Genomic DNA, 18,302 nt, shown 5'->3' with positions numbered 1-18,302 from the left:
ATGGTCGTGCACTGTTGGCTCAATGCGGTCGGAACGTTTACCCGGCATTTAGTATGTCGAACCTTGGTTGCTGGCCGACAAAGGGGTGGCGATGTCTTCCAGCGACCTGCCTTCGGCGTCGACGGCCAGGAACCAGGCGACCAGACCACCGGCCATCATCACCACGGCCCCAAGCAGATAGCCGAGGAACAGCGGCAGGGACCGTTCGGCCTCGCCGATGAGCGCGCCGTAGATCACGGGCCCGAGGGCGCCGAAACATTGGGCGATCGCGAAGAACACCGCGATGGCCTTGGCGCGGACCTCCAGTGGGAAGATCTCGCTCACGGTGAGGTATGCGGCGCTGGCCCCGGCCGAGGCGATGTAGAAGATGACGCACCAAGCGATGGTCTGGGTGATGGCGTTGAGCACCCCGGCTTGGAACAGTGCGGCGCTGATCGCGAGTAGCAGCCCGGACAGGCCGTAGGTGCCGGCGATCATCTTCCGGCGGCCGATGGTGTCGAAGAAGTGACCAATGGTCAACGGTCCCAACAAATTCCCAACGGCGAATGCGATCAGGTAGAGCGGCGTCGATGCCGACGGCACGCCGTAGAACTTGCCCAGCACCAGGGTGTAGGTGAAGAAAATGGCGTTGTAGAGGAACGACTGGCTGATCATCAATGCGGCGCCCAGCACAGCGCGGCTCGGGTAGTCGCGGAACAGCACCCGAGTCAGCGCGAGGTAACCGATCTGTTCGGCGGGCCGCAACGATATGGCCTTGGATTTGTCCACCTCTGGCAGCGTCGCCCCGGTCGCCTGCACCTCCTGTTCGATGTAGGAAATGGTGCGCTCGGCCTGTTCGGTGCGTCCGTTCATCACCTGCCAGCGGGGGCTTTCCGGCAGGTTTCGCCGGACCAGCAAGATGACGACCGCCAGCACCGGGCCGATCAGGAAGGCCAGCCGCCAGCCCAGACTCAGGTCGATGACCTTGAGAAACACAAAGGTGCCCAACGTCCCGAGGACCGCGCCCGCCCAGTAGGTCCCGTTGACCGCGATATCGACGCGGCCGCGGTAGCGTGCCGGAATGAGCTCGTCGATCGCTGAGTTGATGGCCGCGTACTCGCCGCCGATGCCCGTCCCCGCGATGAACCGGGTGATGTACAGGAACACAAGCCAACCGGCGCTGTTGCCCAGGGTGAAGGCGGTGAGGCCGCTGCCGACCAGGTACACGGCCAGGGTGATCATGAACAGGTTCCGCCGGCCGAGCTTGTCGGACATGCGCCCGAAGAACAGCGCGCCGATCACCTCTCCAGCCAGGTAGACGGTGGCCAGGAAGCCGACCGCCGTCGAGGACAGGTGCAGGGTTTCGGGCTGGGTGAGGGTGTCGGCGACCGCGCTGGCCACGGTGATCTCCAGCCCGTCGAGTATCCAGGCCACCCCGAGCGCCACCACCATGCGCGTATGGAAGGGCGACCAGGGCAACCGGTCGATGCGGGCGGGGATCAGGCTGCGGATGGGGTCGTCAGGCACACGTCCTCGTTCCCGGCGTCAAGCGATCAGAAACCTTATTCATGGGATGCGTTCCCCGGTGGTTGCATGTACACACGCTCGCCGGTGATGAGGTCGGCGTCGTCGAAGCCGAAAATGGCCCAGAGCCGGACCTCGAACGGCTCGCCGGTCGTGGCCGGGGTGCCGCGCAGCCAGAACTCGATCTGGACGTCGCCGTCGTCGAGGTGGGTGAGTTCGATGAGTTCGTTTGTCTGGTCCGGCACCATGGTGCGGCCGTCGAGCCAGTACTGCATCACCTCGTCGGCGCCGTCGAACACCGTGCCGTCCGGAAGCTCGTAGCGGGGTGGCTGAAGGTGGCCATGGTGCGGTCCCACTGCTGTACGTTCTCGCTCTGCATGTGCTCGATGACCACCGCTGCCCTGCGGGCTCTGCGGTCCCTGCCCGACTCGGTCATGGGCGCTCCTTTACCGTCATCCCAGCGGATTTCCAAGCCCAACAACAAGATTGATTGTGACGGCCAGGATCACCGCGCCGAAAAGATAGGACAGCAGGGCCTGGCCCAGCGCGATGCGGCGCAGTTGGCCGGTCTGCAGATTCGTGTCGGAGACCTGGTACGTCATGCCGACGGTAAATCCCAGATAGAAGAAGTCGAAGAACCGCGGATTTTCGGTGTCGTCGAAATTGATTCCGCCCGCGGAGTTCGAGTAGTAGACATCGGCGTAGCGGAGGCTGAACACGGTGTGGACGACGCACCACGCCGCGATGATGCTGACCACCCCGACGCCGGCGGCGATGTTCTTCTCTGTCCCCGCCTTCGAGCCGGCGGCCAACAATTGCGCGACGCCGGCCAGACTGGCCACGCTCGCCGTCAGTAGGACGGCGTCGATCATCCAATGACGTGGCGGCGCCTCCGGGCGCACGTGCTCGCGTGTCTCGTCGGCATCCATCGGCAACACAACCAACCAAGTCCAGACCAGATAGACACCGGCCGCGGCGATCCAACCTGCGCTCGACGCGTACTCCCAGCCGGCGACCAATCCCATCAGGACGAGAGCAGCGGTACCGAGCACGAAGGCCACCAGCAGGCGCGGGAAAACGTGGGTGTACCAGGGCGGTCGGATTGGGTGTGTCATCAGGATTTGGCTCAGAAGTTCAAGCTGGAGAACATTATTCGGCTCGGATCGTACTTCTGGCGGACCGCACTGAGGCGGGCCAGGTTCGAACCGAAGTACCGTGACGCCGGTTGATTGGCCTCGATGTAGTTCACATAACCGCCGACCGAGGACCCTCGCACCGCTTGGTGCGCGGTGTTCAGCCAGCCGGTGGCCGCCGACGGCGAGCCCGTCTCGACGTACCACTGCACCAGTGCGGCCTGTTGCCGCCAGGGGAAGGCCGTGGCCGTAGGTGCCACCGAGGCCAGCGCGCCGTCCAGCGCATGCATGATCACCAGCCCCCTGCCCGCCTCACGGGGAAAGGCCTCGACCGCCTTGGCGATGCCCTGGGCGGCGGCCGCGTTGATGACCGGCAGTACGTCGGATCCCCCGACATAGCCCAGCGGCGACGGGTTGAGATTGTTGACGGCCAGATACCGCACCAGGTCCAGGTAGTTGAAGGTGTGGTGCTCGGTCCCGGATGGTTGCAAGCCAACGGTTTTCACGATCGCGCTCTCCACGCTGGCGCCCGACCCGGCCGGGCAGGTGGCCAGGATGCGGCAGCTCGTGCCCATCCCGTCGATGGTGGCATCCGCTAGTGCCCAGCTGTTCTTGTCGGCGGTGCGCAGCCAGTTCTGCCAGCCGACGAGTACTTGGGCGAATGATTGTGCGGGGAAATTGAGATTGACGGCGTCCACATCGCTGGTGGCGAAGGTGGCGAACGTCAGTGAGGTCGTCACCCCGAAGTTGCCTCCCCCGCCGCCGCGCAGCGCCCAGAACAGGTCGGGTTGGCTGCTCGCCGACGCGGTGACGGCCTGGCCACCGGGCAGTACCACCGATGCTGAGGTGAGCGCGTCGGATAACAGGCCGGCGTGCCGGGATTGCGCGCCGAGGCCACCGCCCAGGGCGTGTCCGGAAACACCAACGGACGGACAGGTGCCGGTTGGAATCCCCCGCCCGGCCGCGGCCAATGCCTGGTGCACCGCGTACAGGCTGGTCGCGGGAGTGACCGTGACGAGGCCGGTGGCGGCGTCGTACTTGATGTCACCGGGCAGTTGGCGCAGGTCGAGCACCATCGCGCCGTCGGGCGTGGACGCCCCCACGTACGAATGCCCGCCGCTGCGCGGCGCGACCTTGAGATTGCGTGCGGCGGCGAACGCCATGGCCTTCTGCACATCCGCCGCCGAGGTCGGGACGACCACCGCGGCGGGGGTCGATCCGTTGTAGTTGGTGTTGAAAACCTGTTTGGCCGTTGCGAATTGACCGTCACCGGGGGTCAGTACCTGCCCGCCGATGGCGAGACCACTCCATCCGGAGGTGGCTGGGTCCGCGGTGGCGCGCACAGTGCCGAAAACCGTGCCCGCGGCCAGCGCTCCGGCGGCAGCCCGCAAGAACGTCTGCCGCGAGATCTCGCGCGGTTTGCGCGGTACCGTCATGCCCGCATTGTGGTCCGCTTGGTGGGCGAAATGCGCTCGGCGGGGCCCGTGTCGCCAGACGTTAGCCGACCGTGACCAAGCCCGGTCACGTTTCGCTTAGGGGCTGCTGGGGTAAACGGACCTGTCGAGTTCAGATCAGAGCCCGGACCTTTTACTGATAACGGCCGGAGGATTGATCGTGGGATCGACGGGTGAGTATGCCGACGTAACGCCCCTATTTCAGGCATTGCAGCAGCTTGAACCCGATTCTCGCGCCTATCGGCGGCAACGAGACTTGATCATCGAGCGGTGCTTGCCGTTGGCCGATCACATCGCCCGTCGATACCGGGATCGCGGCGAAACATTCGAGGACCTGGTCCAGGTGGCGCGGATAGGTCTGGTGAACGCGGTCGACCGTTTCAACGTCGAGAATGGTTCGGAATTCCTGTCGTTCGCCGTTCCCACCATCACCGGTGAGGTGCGTCGTCACTTCCGCGACCACGGGTGGGCGGTCAAGGTGCCTCGGCGAATCAAGGACCTCCAGGCGCAATTGACCGCGGCGACAAACGATCTCACGCGGCAACTGCGTCGGGCACCGAATGCTTCTGAGATTGCCGAGCGTTTGGGTGTCGACCGCGCTTTGGTCGTTGACGCGATGATCGCGAGCAGCAACTACTCGGTGTTGTCGATGGACGCTCCGCGCGGTGAGGACGACGAGCACCGGTCGCTTGCCGACACCATGGGTGGAGTCGATGCGCGTTTGGAGAAGGTGCTGAGTGTGCAGACGGCGCGGCCGCTGATTGCAGCATTGCCGGAGCGCGAACGCACCGTGATCAAGCTCCGGTTCTTCGACGAACTCACGCAGAGCGAGATTGCCGAGCGCATCGGGTGTTCGCAGATGCACGTGTCCCGGCTGCTGGCCAAGGCGTTGCAGACACTACGCAATGGCGCTGAGCGGCGGACTTTCGCTGAGGCGGGCTGAGGGTCTGGGCGGGCGGGACGCGTCACATCCGTCATATCCGTCGCATCGGTCACATCCGTCATGTCGGTCACATCCGTCACCCCGCTGGATGATGCATCTCTGTGCCCGGCTCTGCGCGACAATGTCGGAGCAACCGGTTGATGGCGGCGGATAGCTCGCCGAGCGTGTGGGATATGGATGAAAACCGGCGCACGGACGTACGTAAGGCGCACGTTCGGGGGAATGCGCGACCAGCGTTCGTTTAGTGCGTGCAGCGGGGAGTGAGTCCATTTGTCAACGTGTTGATAAGCCCGTCGTACCGTAGCAATGTTTCGTTCACCGGCGTTGTCGCGCTGAGTATTCGATACAGAATGGCTCCGATCAGCGCGTCGGCGACGGCCTCGATGTCGGCGTCGGACTGGATCTGCCCCAGAGATATCCCTCGTCGCAACCGATCCTGGACACCTTGGTGGATACGACCGGTGAGCTGCCGATAGAGGCTGTCTCGGTCGTCTAGGTCTTCGGCAGCCGCCGCGGCGAGGGCCCGGATCAGTGCGGCATGCTCGGGGGCGGCCGTGCGTGCGGCGTATTCGCGCATCCAAGTCCGCAGATCATCGACGCAATCGCCGGTGTCGGGCAATGTGAAGTCGCCCGGAGGGTATTGGTTCATGACGGCTTCAGCCACCAGGGGCGCTTTCGACGGCCAGCGCCGATACACCGTCTGCGTGCCGACTCCCGCTGCTGCGGCCACCTTGTCCATAGACACCCCGGCGTAGCCGACATCGACGAGCAGCGAGCGCGTCGCCGCCAGAATCGCCTCGTGCGCGGCGGCGCTTCGCGGTCGTCCTCGGCGGGGTTGGCTCACCACACGACCCTAAGCCTGTCGTCCTGTACACCAGCGGGCCCGTATGACACTATTTACGAGAAAATCTCTCTCGGAATTTGATTTGCTGCCGCCAGGAGATGCCGGATGCGTGAAGTGTGCGTTGTCACCGGAGGCGCAGGAGGCATGGGGCTCGCGGCGGCGAAACTGCTGGGACGCGACCACTCGATCGTGCTCTGCGATGTCAGTCGCGCCGGTCTTGACGCGGCGGGCAAGGAACTGGAAGCCACCGGCGCCGAGTGCAAATCCGTCGTCGTCGACGTCACCAATGATCAGTCCGTCACCGAGTTGGTCGAGCAGTCAATGGGATTCGGCGTCGTCAGGTCGGTCATCCACGCCGCGGGTGTGAGTCCCAGCATGGGATCGGCAGAACGCATCATGCGCATCAACGCGCTGGGCACCCTCAACGTGAACGAGGCGTTCTACCCGACCATCGAGGAAGGATTCGCGATCGTCAACGTGGCGTCCGTCGCGGCCCACATGTTTCCCCGAGCCCTCACCCCCTACCGTCGTTTCAGGTATGCGCTAGACGACCGGGACGTCTTCATGAAGAAGATCACCGCCGCCTGCAATGTGGTGCCGGCCGCATTGCGGCCCGGGTTCGCCTATTCGATCAGCAAGAATTTCGTGCTCTGGTATTGCTCCTCGCAGGCGGCCAAGTTCGGAGGGCGCGGCGGACGAATCGTCTCGGTGTCGCCGGGCACCATCGACACCGCTATGGGCAGACTCGAGGAACGAACCGGCTCGAAAGCGATCGCCGAGCAGGCCGCGCTCCGGCGTATCGGCAGGCCGGAAGAGGTCGCCGAAGTACTGGCATTCTGCGCGAGCGACAAGGCCAGCTATCTCACCGGCATTGACATTGCCTGCGACGGCGGAGTTCTCGCAGCCATGACAGCGAGAGCCAAACTCGCGACAGCGCGTCAAGCGCTAGCCGCCATCTCCGGCTCGACGAGAAACGAAAACCAGTGACCGACATCGGTATCCGCCGTCAAGAGAACCGCCCCGTGCAGGCGGCTGCCGCGATCAGCATCGGGCTGGCGCACTTCTTGGCGCCGCGCCTGTTCGAGCGGTTCAACCGCCTCGGTTTCCCCCACCACGCGCGTGCCTTCACCTACATCAACGGTGGCATCGAAACGATCCTCGGAACCCTGGCGGCCAATCCCCGCACCCGACGACGCGCACACGTACTCGGGCTGTGCTACATCACCTACCTCACGACCTGCATCGCCACGACTCAGCTCCGGTCGCGGCGAATCGTCGGTGGCGGGTGGGATAGGTAAGCATGGCCGGGAAGCAGGCTTTCCAAGGAACAGCAGAAGGCGCCCGACTGCTTGGCCACGCCGCGCGGATGAATCTGGCCGCCGCCGTCCGGACCCGCCGCCGCGGCTACGCCGGGTGGACAGGCGCAATCAACACTGACTACGACCCGCAAGATCCTCTCACCGCTGCACAACCGTTTGACGCCTATCGGGCGCTACATGGAGGTGGACGGGTGCACTACAACCCCCGGCGCGCCACCTTCATCATCAGTCGGCTCGACGACGTGCGGGCCGCGTTGCGCGACACCGACCAGGTCACCAGCTCCCAAGGAGTCACCCGACTGAGAATGTCCGCGCCGTTGGCCGTGCTCACCGACGGCGAGGAGCACGCGCGCCTGCGCAGACAAGTCCAGCCGGGCTTCAGCAAAGGAGCCATGAACGCCTGGCAGGGCATGATCGAGCAGCTGGCCGAAGAGCTCGTCGGTGACGTACTTGCCAATCCAGGCTGTGATGTCGTGCGGCGGTTAGCCATACCGATGCCGATACGTCTGATAGCTCAGATCCTCGGCATACCCAACGATGACGTCGGCGACTTCCGCCGATGGTCCGAACGCGGCGTCGGAGTCATGGACGTGACCCCGACACTTCCCGGACTGATCGGCGCTGCACGGTCCGTGACTGCCATGGCCGCGCTGCAGCGCTACTTCGTCAAGCAGTTCACCGCGGGGGAACTCAAAGGATCCAACACGGTGCTCGGGCGACTCCTGGCACACAACACCGACGGCAGCCTCACCGATCGTCAACTGCTGCTCATCGCAATCCATCTACTCATCGCCGGAAATGAGACGACGACGAACCTCCTCGGCGGCATGTTCGACACTCTGGCCCATCACCCCGATCAGTACGAAATGATCCGCGCCCAACCCGATCTCGTCCCGCTGGCCGTCGAAGAACAACTCCGCACCACCACCCCAATCCAGAATCTCTACCGCTACACCCGCGCCGACTATCAGGTCGGTGATGTCACCATTCCCAATGGTTCACGCGTCCTCCTGTCGTTCGGAGCGGCCAACCGCGACCCAACAGCATTTGAGGAACCAGACCAGTACCGCGCTGACCGCAACCCGCGCACCCACGTTGCCTTCGGCTATGGCGCACACATGTGCCTCGGTGCACCCCTGGCGCGCATGGAAGCACAAGCCGTACTGCGACAACTCATCACCCGCGTCAGCCGGATCACACCCGCGGGCCCCACGACATGGTCCACCCACAGCTCCCTGCGCGGACCGACCCGGCTACCCGTTCGACTGACCGCGGCGTAACGCCGGATTGGGGTGTGGGCTGGCCAGCGGGCATGAAAATGGCCCCCAGGCTTGCGCCTGAGGGCCATTTCCGCTGGTAGCGGGGACAGGATTCGAACCTGCGACCTCTGGGTTATGAGCCCAGCGAGCTACCGAGCTGCTCCACCCCGCGTCGGTAAACGCAAGGTTACCCAACCCGAGCGGGCCTGACCAAATCGCGCGGTCAGCCGCACGACGGGTCGCTTGCGCCATCAAGAACCGGGTAGTACCACGAGGAACACCCGCGCTATTCGAGATCGCCCTAGGAGACGGCCATGTCGCAACGCCTCGGGCCGAAGCTGGTCAGCTTCGCCACCGAGATCGAGGGCGAGACCGTCGCGCAGGCGAAGACGACCGCGTCGATGCCGTTCGTGCATCCGCACGTCGCGCTGATGCCCGACGCGCACCTCGGCAAGGGTTCGGCCGTCGGCACCGTCATCCCCACCAAAGGCGCGGTCATCCCGGCAGCGGTCGGGGTGGACATCGGTTGCGGAATGGTCGCCGCAAAGACGCGGCTCACCGAGGCCGACCTGTCGGAGAAGTTCGGCGGGGACTACCGACCGAAGTTGCCCGCGCTTCGGCGTGCGGTCGAGGACGCGATTCCTTTGTCACCTGGCAATTACAACAAGTCGCTGCAGCGGTTCCCGTTCACCGCCGAGAAACACGACGAGTTGACACAGTTGCAGCAAGAGCTGCGCGTCGACCTGTCACACAGCCCAAAGTGGATGGAGCAGTTGGGATCTCTTGGCGGTGGCAACCACTTCATCGAATTATGTTTGGACACCGACGACAACGTGTGGCTGTTCCTGCACAGCGGCTCCCGCGGCGTCGGCAACAAGATTGCACAACGCCACATCAACATCGCGCTGCAGCAGTGCACGAAGGACCCCTTGATCAAGCTGCCGAACCGGGACCTCGCGTATCTCCAGGAAGGCTCGCCCGAATTCGACCGCTACATCAAGGATCTGCACTGGGCACAACGATTCGCCTACCTCAACCGTGCCGAGATGATGGACCGTTTCGTGCACGTCTTCGCCGAATGGCTGGGCGTGACAACCGAACACGTGGAAGCAGACCGCGTCAACACCCACCACAACTACACGGTCCCCACCAAGATCGACGGTGAGACCGTCTGGCTCACCCGCAAGGGCGCCATCGACGCGTCGAGGGGCAAGCTGGGCATCATCCCGGGCTCGATGGGCAGCCGGTCATACATTGTGCGCGGCAAGGGCAATGGCGACGGCTTGTGGTCGGCGCCGCACGGCGCCGGCCGCCGCTACAGCAGGACGAAGGCCAAGAAGCTGTTCTCCGAGCAGGACTTGGCCGCCGCCATGGTGGGTATCGAATACCGGCACGGCAAGGCGTGGATTGACGAGATTCCGCAGGCATATAAGGACATTGACCAGGTGATGGCGGACGCGGAACCGCTCGTCGAGATCGTCACCTCGCTGCGGCAGATCATGAACGTCAAGGGCACCTAGACGTCCGGCAGACGCTTGCTGAGCTGTTCCATCGTCAGCAGTTCACGGCGGTCGGCACGCAGGTACGGGATGCCGATTCCCAGTTCGTCCCAGCGGGCAGCGACCCGGGCCTCCAGCGCCGGCGAGAGCTTGTTGATCGCCGGATAGTGACGTCCACCCCACTCCGGGCGCGGTTCAAACTCCCAGCTTCGCGTCGCGTCGATGAGCACCCGCGTCCATTCGCCACTGCCGTATCTGGCCATGTCCGCCTTCTCCGGTGGCGTGGAAGGGTCCAGCGGTGAGCCGAGGGTGGGCCCGTAAAACGAAATATCGCCCAGGCCGGCGTTGACACGGTAGGCCATCGCCCAGTCGAGTGCCTCCGGATCGTGGATGTCGATGTCCTCCTCGACGACCATCACGTTCTTGTAGAACCAGATGGATCCGCTGGTGCCCCAAAGCGCGGCGGCGACCTGCTGCGCGTGTCCGCGGTAGGCCTTGTGGACCTGGACGACGATGTTGGTGCCGTTCGACACCTGCGACATCCACACATCGGTCACGCCGCGAACCCCGGCGCTTTCGAGCAAGTTCCAGGCGATCGCCGAGCGCGCGTAGTTGATCATCGAGTCTTCGACGAGGAATCCCGGCCGCATGCCCTCCAACGAACCCCGTAACACCGGATCGTCGCGATGGGTGATCCGGGTGACCCGCAGCACCGGTGTCGGCGCCGCGTGGCCGTCCAGGTAACCCGGGTACTCCGCGAACGGCCCCTCGGGCAGATACGTGGCCGGGTCAGGGTCGAGATAACCCTCAACGACGATCTCCGCGCTGGCAGGGACGTGCAGCGGGACCGTTTCACATGCCACCAGTTCCACCGGCCGGCCGAGCAGCGCGCCCATCATGTCCCATTCGCAGACATCCTTCGGGAACGGGCTGCCGGCGCAGAACGGCAACACGTCGTGCCAGCCGTAGACGATGGCCACCGGCATCGGCTCGGGCTTGTACTGCTGAAGATGACCGCCCCAGCCCTGGATGGGTGCCAACAGCTTGGCGATCTTGTCGCGGTCGACGATCATGCCGCGGTAGACGCCGATGTTGTCGCGGCCGGTCACCTTGTCTTCGGTTACGACGCCGCAGAACGTGTCGATATACCGACCGCCGTCTGCCGCATGCCATTTCGGCGCCGGAAACTGCCAGAGGTCGATCTCATCGGCGGAGACGATGTTCTCCTTGACCGGACCGGTTTCCACGATGCGTGGTGCAACCGGTTGCCGGAAAGCGTCTTTGAGGTGACGGACTACGGCTGCATCGCTGGCGTTCGGCGGCAGACCCAGCATGAGCCGGATCTGACAACGGTTTCCGATCGCCGACGTCAGAAACTTAGTGCACCGGGTGTTTTCGTGGCCGACGATGTTCTCGAACAGCAGCGCGGGACCACCGAGGGACAGATTCGCCCGCGTGATCGCGCCGATTTCCTCGTCCCAGTCGACGCGAGCCGTGATGTGGCGCAGTTGACCCGCGGCCTCTAGGGTGGCCAGCCAGCTGCGCAGGTCCGGTGCGGCCGGTTCACTCATGATGTCACCCCTACAACCGATCGCGTGCCGTTCACGCCGTCCTTCCAGCGTTTGATCAGGTCGTGCTCGATGCCGAGTTGATCGATGACCCGGCCGACGACGTAATCCGTCACCTCAGCGATGGAGGTGGGCCGCGCGTAATACGCCACCGTCGGTGGGAAGATCACCGCGCCCATCCGTGCCAGGTACTGCATGTTGTCCAGATGGATCTCGCTCAGCGGCGCCTCACGCGCGACCAAGACAAGCTTCCGTCGCTCCTTCAGCGTCACGTCGGCCGCACGGGTGATCAGGTTGTCGCTGAAGCCGATCCGGATGGCGCTCAGGGTTTTCATGCTGCACGGACAGACGACCATGCCGTCCGTGCGGAAGGAGCCACTGGAAATGCCGGCGGCGAGGTCCCGGGCGCTGTATGCGTGTGACGCCAATGCCCGGACGTCGTTGACGGTGTGGTCGGTCTCCATCTTTATCGTCGCGCGAGCCCAATCGCTCAGGACGAGATGGGTTTCAACGTCAAGGTCGCGGAGAACTTCGAGCAGCCGGATACCCAGGGCGGCTCCGGTTGCACCGGTCATGCCAACTACCAAGCGCATGATGATCACTCCTCGGAAAGTCCACGGGTCAAGCCCGAAACAATGAGCACCAGCGCGGCCAGAAACGCGTATCGCATGCTGCGGAAACCCAACAGAACGAATCGTTCCTGTGATGGCTTGCCGTGATGTCCTTGGGACAGGGTCGGATTGGCGGCGGCGGTGCCGAGCGCGGCGCCGATGGTGGTGAACAGCCAGTTGCCGTAGGTGCCGTACAGCGTCGTCCAGCGGGCCGCGCGGCCGAGGTTGGGCGGCAGCTTGACCTGGGTCCAGATCGCACCCAGCACGATCAGGAAGGTGCCGTTCATCACCCCCTCCAGGTGCGCCGAAAGCGCCATGCGCATATTGGTGAAGCGGCGTTGCTGGGTGCCGGTCACTACGCCGATCAGGAATAGCACCATGCCATGCCAGACCAACCGCCGGCCCGTCACTTGTGTCTCGGTCATGGGAGCCGCCTCCTCTACCCGTTGCGGTGCCGGACTTTTCGCATTCGAATCCCGGCCGAGCAGCACGGTCGCCCAAACGCTTCCGCACGAGGCCGCGATACACCATCGCGGTACCGATCGGGACTTCGAATTCATGCGTCAAGCATGCGCGCCCGGGCCGCTCACCTACTTAGGGCAACCAGACGTCTTTCCCACACTTTGGGTCACGGAGCGGTTCGCGCGGCCAGCAAATATCTGATCGCGCCCTGCCCGTTGGGGCTGGTGTCCATGTCCCCCACCGGGACGTCCGCCGCCTGCAGCAGGTCGCTCAACTCGCGGGAGCTGGTGGCCCAGCCGTGCGTTTGCAAATAGTCCTCTGCGTCATTGCGTTCATGCGTATACGTCAGCCCGCTGAAGTCGGCGTCGAGGCCGTGCTGCCGCCAGGTTTCCGCGACCGCCCCCATCAAGGTTCCGATGGACCGGGCCCCGCGGGGCAAATGGTCGGCGATCAGACGGCTGCCCGGGGCGCTGAGCGCGGTTATGTCGTCCAGCATCCGATTCTGTGCGTCACCAGGAAGATATCCGATCATCAGTCCCTCGAGCATCCACGCGCTGGGCATCGAGCTGTCAAAGCCGGCCTGGCGCAGCGCTATTGGCCAGTCCTGGCGCAGATCGGTTCCCACCGTGCGCAATTCCACCGACGGACGCGCCCCGATTTCAGCCAACGTAGAGCTCTTGAACTCAAGCACCGCCGGTTGATCGATCTCGTAGACCACCACACCCGCAGGCCATGCCAGCCGGTAGACACGAGAATCCAGCCCCGATCCGACGATCACCGCCTGCCGGATACCGGCGGCCGTCGCATCCGGGAAGAATTGGTCGAAGTAACGCGCCCTTACCGCGAAAAAGTCAGCGATCCAAGCACTTCCGAGATCGGAATACTCGAGATCACCGCGTGCTAGCCGGGCGAAGAAATCGACACCCGCGGCGCAGACCAGTGGTGCGGCGTAGGGATCATTGATGATCGGATCTGGCTGCCTGCTGGCCGCCGCCCTGGCCGCAGCGACCATGGTGGCTGTCACACCCACGCTCGTCGCGAGGTCCCAGGTGTCGTTCTCACTTCGTGCCATGTTGTCCCTTCTCATCGAATAGCGGTGCGCAGCAACGTTGATGCGATGGTGAGCGGCCCGCGGCGACCGACCATATTCATCAGGTGCAGGAACCGCTGAAACACCAGCGGATCGGTTTGCGCCGCGGTAACCATGCGATCAACGACTGCATTTCGGATCCGGACCGACGCGGTTCGCTTCCCCGCGATCTGCGGCAGCGCAAGGTCAGAACTCACCGCCATCTGCCAAGCCACGCCCACTTCTTTCGCCGCGCGGCGAAAGAATCGCCGCGGCAGGTCGTCGTCACCGTTGCGCAGACAATCGCGCAGGATCAATGCCTCGATGGCGGCGATCGACATGCCCTGGCCGTAGAGCGGGTTGAAGGTGCACATGGCGTCACCCATAACGATCAGGCCATCGGGTGTGTGGGTCAGCTTGTCGTAGCGGCGCCAACGGTTCGCCGGGAACTTGTATTGCATGACGTCGGCGAGGGGTTCCGCGGACCGCGCGGCCGCCAGCACATGAGGGGGCGCGACACCTGTGAGGCAGGCGAACAACGAAGAACGGTCGGTGGGCGCCGGATGCCCGGCCAGCGTCTGCACCGCCAACATGTAATTATCGTTCTCGCCGGCGAACATCGCGAACGCCAGTGGGCGGTTGGGTTCGGCCGCGGTGAGGGTGATGTTCTCGCGCAAGCTGCCGGGCGCCACGTAGATCGGCAGGCCGGAATAGGTAACGTGCACCTTCAGTTCACTTTCCGGCGGACGGCGATAGCCCAATTGCTCCAAGAAGACCGGCGTCCGGGAGCCGCGCCCGGTGGCGTCCACCACCAGGTCTGTCGCCAGGGTTCGTTCGGCACCGGAGTCGCGCCGCGCCAACACGACGCCGGTGACCCGGCCGCGCTGCCCGGTCGACGTCAGGCGCACCGCGTCGTGGGCCTCGGCAAACGTCACGTTGGGAATGGCCTGCACGCGGCGACGCAGCTGCCATTCGAGAAAGGGCCGATGCGCGTAGTGGACGACGATTGATTCCGGGTCCGGAATGCTCCCAGACCGCAACAGTTGGTGCCCGCCGAAGTTCATGCAAAGCCGCGACAGATCACCGTCGTTCCAGACCCGCGCACCGCCGGCGACAAGGTCGGCAAGGAAGCCAGGAAACAGCTTTTCCATACTTTGAGTGGCTCGTGCCGCCGGGATGTGCGGCAACCCACCCTGGGGCACTCCCCGACGATTCAACGGTCCGTTGGGCAATACATCGCGCTCGACGACGGTCACGTCTCCGTAGAAATCGGCGAGTACCCGCGCGGCAAGCAGTCCGGCGATGCCCGCGCCGAGTACTACGGCACTACCTTTCGATTCAGACACTCTCAGCTCCAAGCTTGCTCGCCCGATACTCGGTCGGTGTGGTGGCGAGCAGCCGGCGCATCACAGTGGCCAGGTGTTGCGGACTGGCGAACCCGCATTGCTGCGCGATCTCGCCGATACTCAACGAGGGGTTGCCCAGCAGCTCACACGCCTTGGCGACACGGCGGTTCATCAACCACCGATGGGGCGGCTCGCCCATGCCTTCACGAAACAGAGTTGCCACGCGTGCCGCTGAAAGTCCGACCAGTTCGGCAAGGTCGTCGAGGACGACATCATCGGACAGGTGGGCTTCGAGGTAGTCGACCAGCCGTTTCAATCGCCAATCACGGTATCGTGCAACACTTCTGGCACTTCTGGGAATCGTGCCGGAAAGGCTGGAATGCTCCCGAATCAGGCGAACGACCAGATGCTGGGCGAGCAGGTCGATCGTCATAGCCGAATATGCGTCCGGATAGCTCATCTCGCGAACGATCTGACGGCCGATGCTTTCCACGAACGGATCGCGCGAACACATCGGATCGATGAGGGCTACGGAGCCGGCTGACTTCAGCACACCGCTCTCCGCGGCGACGCGTTCTACCAGCCTGTGCGGCAAATACACGTGCAGGTAACTGAACGGCCGCTCGGATCTGAAGATGCCTCTGGGATGTTCGCCGGCCGCGACCAGGTTCATGTGGAAGGGCGGATGCGGGCGACTCCACTTCTTCCGGCCATTCGCGAAGTAGGTGTGGTGGTGGTTGCCACTAAGCGCAAGGGATACCAAGTCGATGCTCTCCCGGGCCGGTCCCCGCAATTCGTAGACCGAATCGCCGTGAAAGCGCCAGATCGCTGCCGACACAGCATGGCTCGCAGACGTGATGCGCTTGTGAGGGGCGAACCCCACGGCACCCGCGATGTTCTCGGGTGCCGCGGCCGCCGTATGGGAGCACGAGGAATGGGTGAATGATCGCGAAATCACAAGTGCCAGTTTGGGGTCGGCGCCGACCCGGTGAGGCCAGGCAATGCGACAGCTTTCCCTCAGATAACGACATGTCAAATCGATTCGCACCGCATGTACATGGCACACACCACAGACACGCGCCGGTAGGCGCACCTCCGGTAGAAGGGTGACCGACGAAAGGATTGCAGTGGATTTGATCGAGGGAAAGCTGTTCACTGACGGGAAATTCCGCGACGCCGGCAACGTTGAGCCGGTGTTGGAAGCTGCGACGGAAACAGTCCTGGGGCTCGGAGCGAGTGCGACCCGCGGTGATATCGACGACGCCGTGGATGCGGCCCGGCGCGCGCTGCCCGGCTGGCGCGGTATGACCGCCACCGACCGCGCCAAAGCCATCTATCGACTGGCCGACGCCCTCGAGGCACTCGCGCCCCATACCAGTGAGCTGTGCACCCGGGAGACGGGCGCCCCGATCACATACTCCCGGCAAGCGAACGGCTTCCTGCCGACGGTGATCTTCCGCTACTACGCCGGACTCGTAGACACGCTCGACGTCGAGGAATTCAGGCCAAGTCCGGCCGGGCACACCCTGGTGCGGCGGGAGCCGATCGGCGTGGTGGGCGCCATCGTCCCATGGAATGTGCCCCAACTGCTGGCGACGATGAAGCTGGCCCCGGCTCTGGCGGCCGGCTGCACCGTGGTCTTCAAACCGGCGCCCGAGACAGCGCTGGACGCGTTGGCTATCGCGCAGGCAGCCGAAGACGCGGGAATACCGCCCGGCGTTCTCAATGTGGTTCCCGCCGGGCGTGAGGTCGGCGCGTACCTGGTAAGTCACCGCGACATTGACAAAGTGGCGTTCACCGGATCGACAGACACCGGACGACTCATCGGGCAGACCTGCGGGCAACTTGTCCGGCCGATAACGCTGGAGCTGGGTGGGAAGTCTGCCGCCATCATCCTCGACGACGCCGAGTTGGAATCCACCGTCCAAGGCCTGCGGACGGTGTCGTTCGGCAACAACGGCCAATTGTGTTATGCCAGCACGCGGATCCTCGCGCCGCGCAGTCGCTACGGGGAATTCGTCGACGCGCTGGCCGCGATGGCCGACGCGCTGGTCGTCGGGAACCCGCTCGACGAGACGGTCGAGATCGGCCCGATGGTCAGTTCGCGCCAGCAGCAACGGGTATTGAACTACATCGAGATCGGCAAAGCCGAAGGCGCGCGAATCGTGGCGGGCGGCGGTATACCCTCCGATCGTCGGCGCGGTTGGTACGTGGCGCCGACCATCTTTGCCGACGTGCACAACTCGGCGCGAATCGCTCGCGAGGAGATCTTCGGGCCGGTGCTGTCTGTGATCCCCTACGAGTCGGACCGCGAAGCGATCGACATCGCCAACGATTCGGAGTTCGGCCTTGCGGGCAGCGTGTGGTCATCCGACGAGGCGCGGGCGACTGAGGTAGCCGGTGCCGTCCGGACGGGAACCATCGGCATCAACATGTATCAGCCCGACCTGGGTGCACCATTCGGCGGCATCAAGGCCAGCGGCTTCGGCCGTGAGCTCGGGCCCGAGGGATTGGCCGCCTATCAGACGACCAAGTCGATCTTCCACGCGGCCGGCGCCGCCGCGGCACGATGAACCCGCCGGCAACGTACGTCCTGGTCCCCGGCAGCTGGCACGGGGGATGGTCCTGGCAGCCGGTGGCCAAACGGCTTCGCGCGCAGGGGTATCAGGCGGTCACTCTGACGCTCCCCGGCCTCAACGACGGTGATGATCCCTCGATGCACCGGCTTAGCGATGCGGTCGACTACATCGTGGGCGAGGTGCGTCGCCTGCCGGTCGACGACGTGGTCCTCGTCGCCCACAGCTGGGGTGGCTATCCCACCACCGGCGCGGCGCGGCTACTCACCGGGCAAGTCCGCAAGGTCGTGTATCTGAATGCGCAGATACCGGTTCGGGGCAGAAGCCTGGTGGACGACGACCCACCGGAGCTGCGCGAGCAGAATCTGCGGTTGATCGCCGCATCACCGACCGGCTCCATCCCGGCCACGCTAGAAGACGTGCAGCGGGGGTTCATGCAAGACGTTGCACCCGAACTGCAGCGGCTGGTGGCCGACCTGCTCACCCCGCAGCCCGGCCACTACTTCACCGATGCACTTGATGTCGATGCGGCGACGCTTGGCATTCCCGTCGCCTATCTCGCCAGCGAGTACGATCAGGCGTTGCAGTGGCCCGCGGCTGAGTTCGCGGCCCGGCTCAATGTGCCACCGATCCCGGTGCCGGGCACCCACAACGCCATGCTGACCCATCCCGATGAGATTGCCGAAGCAATCCTGGCGGCCTGAAAAGCGTTGCGG

Annotated in this window: 18 protein-coding genes and 1 tRNA gene; 7 read left to right on the top strand and 12 right to left on the bottom strand. The window is 64.4% G+C overall.

Annotated elements, in window-relative coordinates; genetic code table 11:
- Positions 1 to 48 precede the first annotated feature (48 nt).
- From BN972_RS04745 to BN972_RS04730, 4 genes are all read right to left on the bottom strand, one after another.
- Positions 49 to 1,506 carry an MFS transporter gene (locus BN972_RS04745; RefSeq protein ID WP_036353458.1) on the bottom strand — a complete coding sequence of 486 codons (1,458 nt, stop codon included), beginning with the start codon at positions 1,504 to 1,506 and terminating at the stop codon, positions 49 to 51.
- Between the two features lie 35 nt (positions 1,507 to 1,541).
- Positions 1,542 to 1,859, bottom strand: a complete 318-nt coding sequence (locus tag BN972_RS04740; protein WP_051545052.1) for a nuclear transport factor 2-like protein — start codon at positions 1,857 to 1,859, stop codon at positions 1,542 to 1,544.
- A 96-nt stretch (positions 1,860 to 1,955) separates the two neighbouring features.
- Positions 1,956 to 2,618: a DUF1345 domain-containing protein gene (locus BN972_RS04735; protein ID WP_051545050.1), complete on the bottom strand. Its 663-nt coding sequence runs from the start codon at positions 2,616 to 2,618 to the stop codon at positions 1,956 to 1,958.
- Between the two features lie 11 nt (positions 2,619 to 2,629).
- The gene (locus tag BN972_RS04730; RefSeq protein WP_036353456.1) at positions 2,630 to 4,072 is read right to left on the bottom strand and encodes an FAD-dependent oxidoreductase; all 1,443 of its coding nucleotides are present in this window, start codon (positions 4,070 to 4,072) and stop codon (positions 2,630 to 2,632) included.
- A gap of 175 nt (positions 4,073 to 4,247) precedes the next feature.
- Here BN972_RS04730 and BN972_RS04725 point away from each other — a divergent pair, with 175 nt between their 5' ends.
- Positions 4,248 to 5,033 (top strand): SigB/SigF/SigG family RNA polymerase sigma factor, encoded by a 786-nt coding sequence (locus tag BN972_RS04725; RefSeq protein ID WP_099051050.1) that lies wholly within the window; start codon positions 4,248 to 4,250, stop codon positions 5,031 to 5,033.
- A 241-nt stretch (positions 5,034 to 5,274) separates the two neighbouring features.
- Here BN972_RS04725 and BN972_RS04720 read toward each other — a convergent pair whose 3' ends face one another.
- Positions 5,275 to 5,877 (bottom strand): TetR/AcrR family transcriptional regulator, encoded by a 603-nt coding sequence (locus BN972_RS04720; protein ID WP_036356541.1) that lies wholly within the window; start codon positions 5,875 to 5,877, stop codon positions 5,275 to 5,277.
- A 105-nt stretch (positions 5,878 to 5,982) separates the two neighbouring features.
- Here BN972_RS04720 and BN972_RS04715 point away from each other — a divergent pair, with 105 nt between their 5' ends.
- From BN972_RS04715 to BN972_RS04705, 3 genes are read left to right on the top strand one after another with little or no spacing between them, the layout of a single operon-like run.
- Positions 5,983 to 6,864, top strand: a complete 882-nt coding sequence (locus BN972_RS04715) for an SDR family oxidoreductase (RefSeq protein ID WP_080696692.1) — start codon at positions 5,983 to 5,985, stop codon at positions 6,862 to 6,864.
- Positions 6,861 to 7,175, top strand: a complete 315-nt coding sequence (locus BN972_RS04710; RefSeq protein ID WP_235192365.1) for a hypothetical protein — start codon at positions 6,861 to 6,863, stop codon at positions 7,173 to 7,175. Before BN972_RS04715 ends, BN972_RS04710 begins: the two co-directional genes overlap by 4 nt.
- A 2-nt stretch (positions 7,176 to 7,177) precedes the next feature.
- Positions 7,178 to 8,476 (top strand): cytochrome P450, encoded by a 1,299-nt coding sequence (locus BN972_RS04705; protein ID WP_051545043.1) that lies wholly within the window; start codon positions 7,178 to 7,180, stop codon positions 8,474 to 8,476.
- Between the two features lie 74 nt (positions 8,477 to 8,550).
- Here BN972_RS04705 and BN972_RS04700 read toward each other — a convergent pair.
- A tRNA-Met gene (locus tag BN972_RS04700) sits at positions 8,551 to 8,627 on the bottom strand.
- A 142-nt stretch (positions 8,628 to 8,769) separates the two neighbouring features.
- Here BN972_RS04700 and BN972_RS04695 point away from each other — a divergent pair.
- The gene (locus BN972_RS04695) at positions 8,770 to 9,975 is read left to right on the top strand and encodes an RtcB family protein (protein ID WP_036353454.1); all 1,206 of its coding nucleotides are present in this window, start codon (positions 8,770 to 8,772) and stop codon (positions 9,973 to 9,975) included.
- Here the strand turns inward: BN972_RS04695 and BN972_RS04690 are convergent.
- The 6 genes from BN972_RS04690 to BN972_RS04665 form a co-directional block, all read right to left on the bottom strand.
- Positions 9,972 to 11,525 (bottom strand): UbiD family decarboxylase, encoded by a 1,554-nt coding sequence (locus tag BN972_RS04690; protein ID WP_051545041.1) that lies wholly within the window; start codon positions 11,523 to 11,525, stop codon positions 9,972 to 9,974. The genes BN972_RS04695 and BN972_RS04690 overlap by 4 nt on opposite strands.
- On the bottom strand, positions 11,522 to 12,115 hold the full coding sequence (locus BN972_RS04685) for a UbiX family flavin prenyltransferase (RefSeq protein ID WP_036356530.1): 594 nt from the start codon (positions 12,113 to 12,115) through the stop codon (positions 11,522 to 11,524). Before BN972_RS04685 ends, BN972_RS04690 begins: the two co-directional genes overlap by 4 nt.
- Positions 12,116 to 12,120: 5 nt before the next feature.
- On the bottom strand, positions 12,121 to 12,558 hold the full coding sequence (locus tag BN972_RS04680; RefSeq protein ID WP_036353448.1) for a hypothetical protein: 438 nt from the start codon (positions 12,556 to 12,558) through the stop codon (positions 12,121 to 12,123).
- A gap of 203 nt (positions 12,559 to 12,761) precedes the next feature.
- On the bottom strand, positions 12,762 to 13,667 hold the full coding sequence (locus BN972_RS04675) for an SAM-dependent methyltransferase (RefSeq protein ID WP_036353445.1): 906 nt from the start codon (positions 13,665 to 13,667) through the stop codon (positions 12,762 to 12,764).
- 11 nt (positions 13,668 to 13,678) lie between these two features.
- On the bottom strand, positions 13,679 to 15,010 hold the full coding sequence (locus tag BN972_RS04670; protein ID WP_099050995.1) for an FAD-dependent oxidoreductase: 1,332 nt from the start codon (positions 15,008 to 15,010) through the stop codon (positions 13,679 to 13,681).
- The gene (locus BN972_RS04665) at positions 15,003 to 16,166 is read right to left on the bottom strand and encodes a helix-turn-helix domain-containing protein (protein WP_235192364.1); all 1,164 of its coding nucleotides are present in this window, start codon (positions 16,164 to 16,166) and stop codon (positions 15,003 to 15,005) included. The genes BN972_RS04670 and BN972_RS04665 overlap by 8 nt, the downstream gene beginning before the upstream one ends.
- Here BN972_RS04665 and BN972_RS04660 point away from each other — a divergent pair.
- Both BN972_RS04660 and BN972_RS04655 read left to right on the top strand, forming a co-directional pair.
- The gene (locus tag BN972_RS04660; protein WP_036356522.1) at positions 16,132 to 17,583 is read left to right on the top strand and encodes an aldehyde dehydrogenase; all 1,452 of its coding nucleotides are present in this window, start codon (positions 16,132 to 16,134) and stop codon (positions 17,581 to 17,583) included. The genes BN972_RS04665 and BN972_RS04660 overlap by 35 nt on opposite strands.
- Complete coding sequence (locus tag BN972_RS04655) at positions 17,580 to 18,290, top strand: alpha/beta fold hydrolase (protein WP_036353442.1); 711 nt, start codon at positions 17,580 to 17,582, stop codon at positions 18,288 to 18,290. The genes BN972_RS04660 and BN972_RS04655 overlap by 4 nt, the downstream gene beginning before the upstream one ends.
- Positions 18,291 to 18,302: the final 12 nt, after the last annotated feature.

The sequence above is a fragment of the Mycobacterium asiaticum DSM 44297 genome (assembly GCF_000613245.1).
Lineage (GTDB): Bacteria > Actinomycetota > Actinomycetes > Mycobacteriales > Mycobacteriaceae > Mycobacterium > Mycobacterium asiaticum.
Note: the sequence above shows the minus strand (reverse complement) of the source record. Positions and strands in the feature narration are given on the sequence as shown.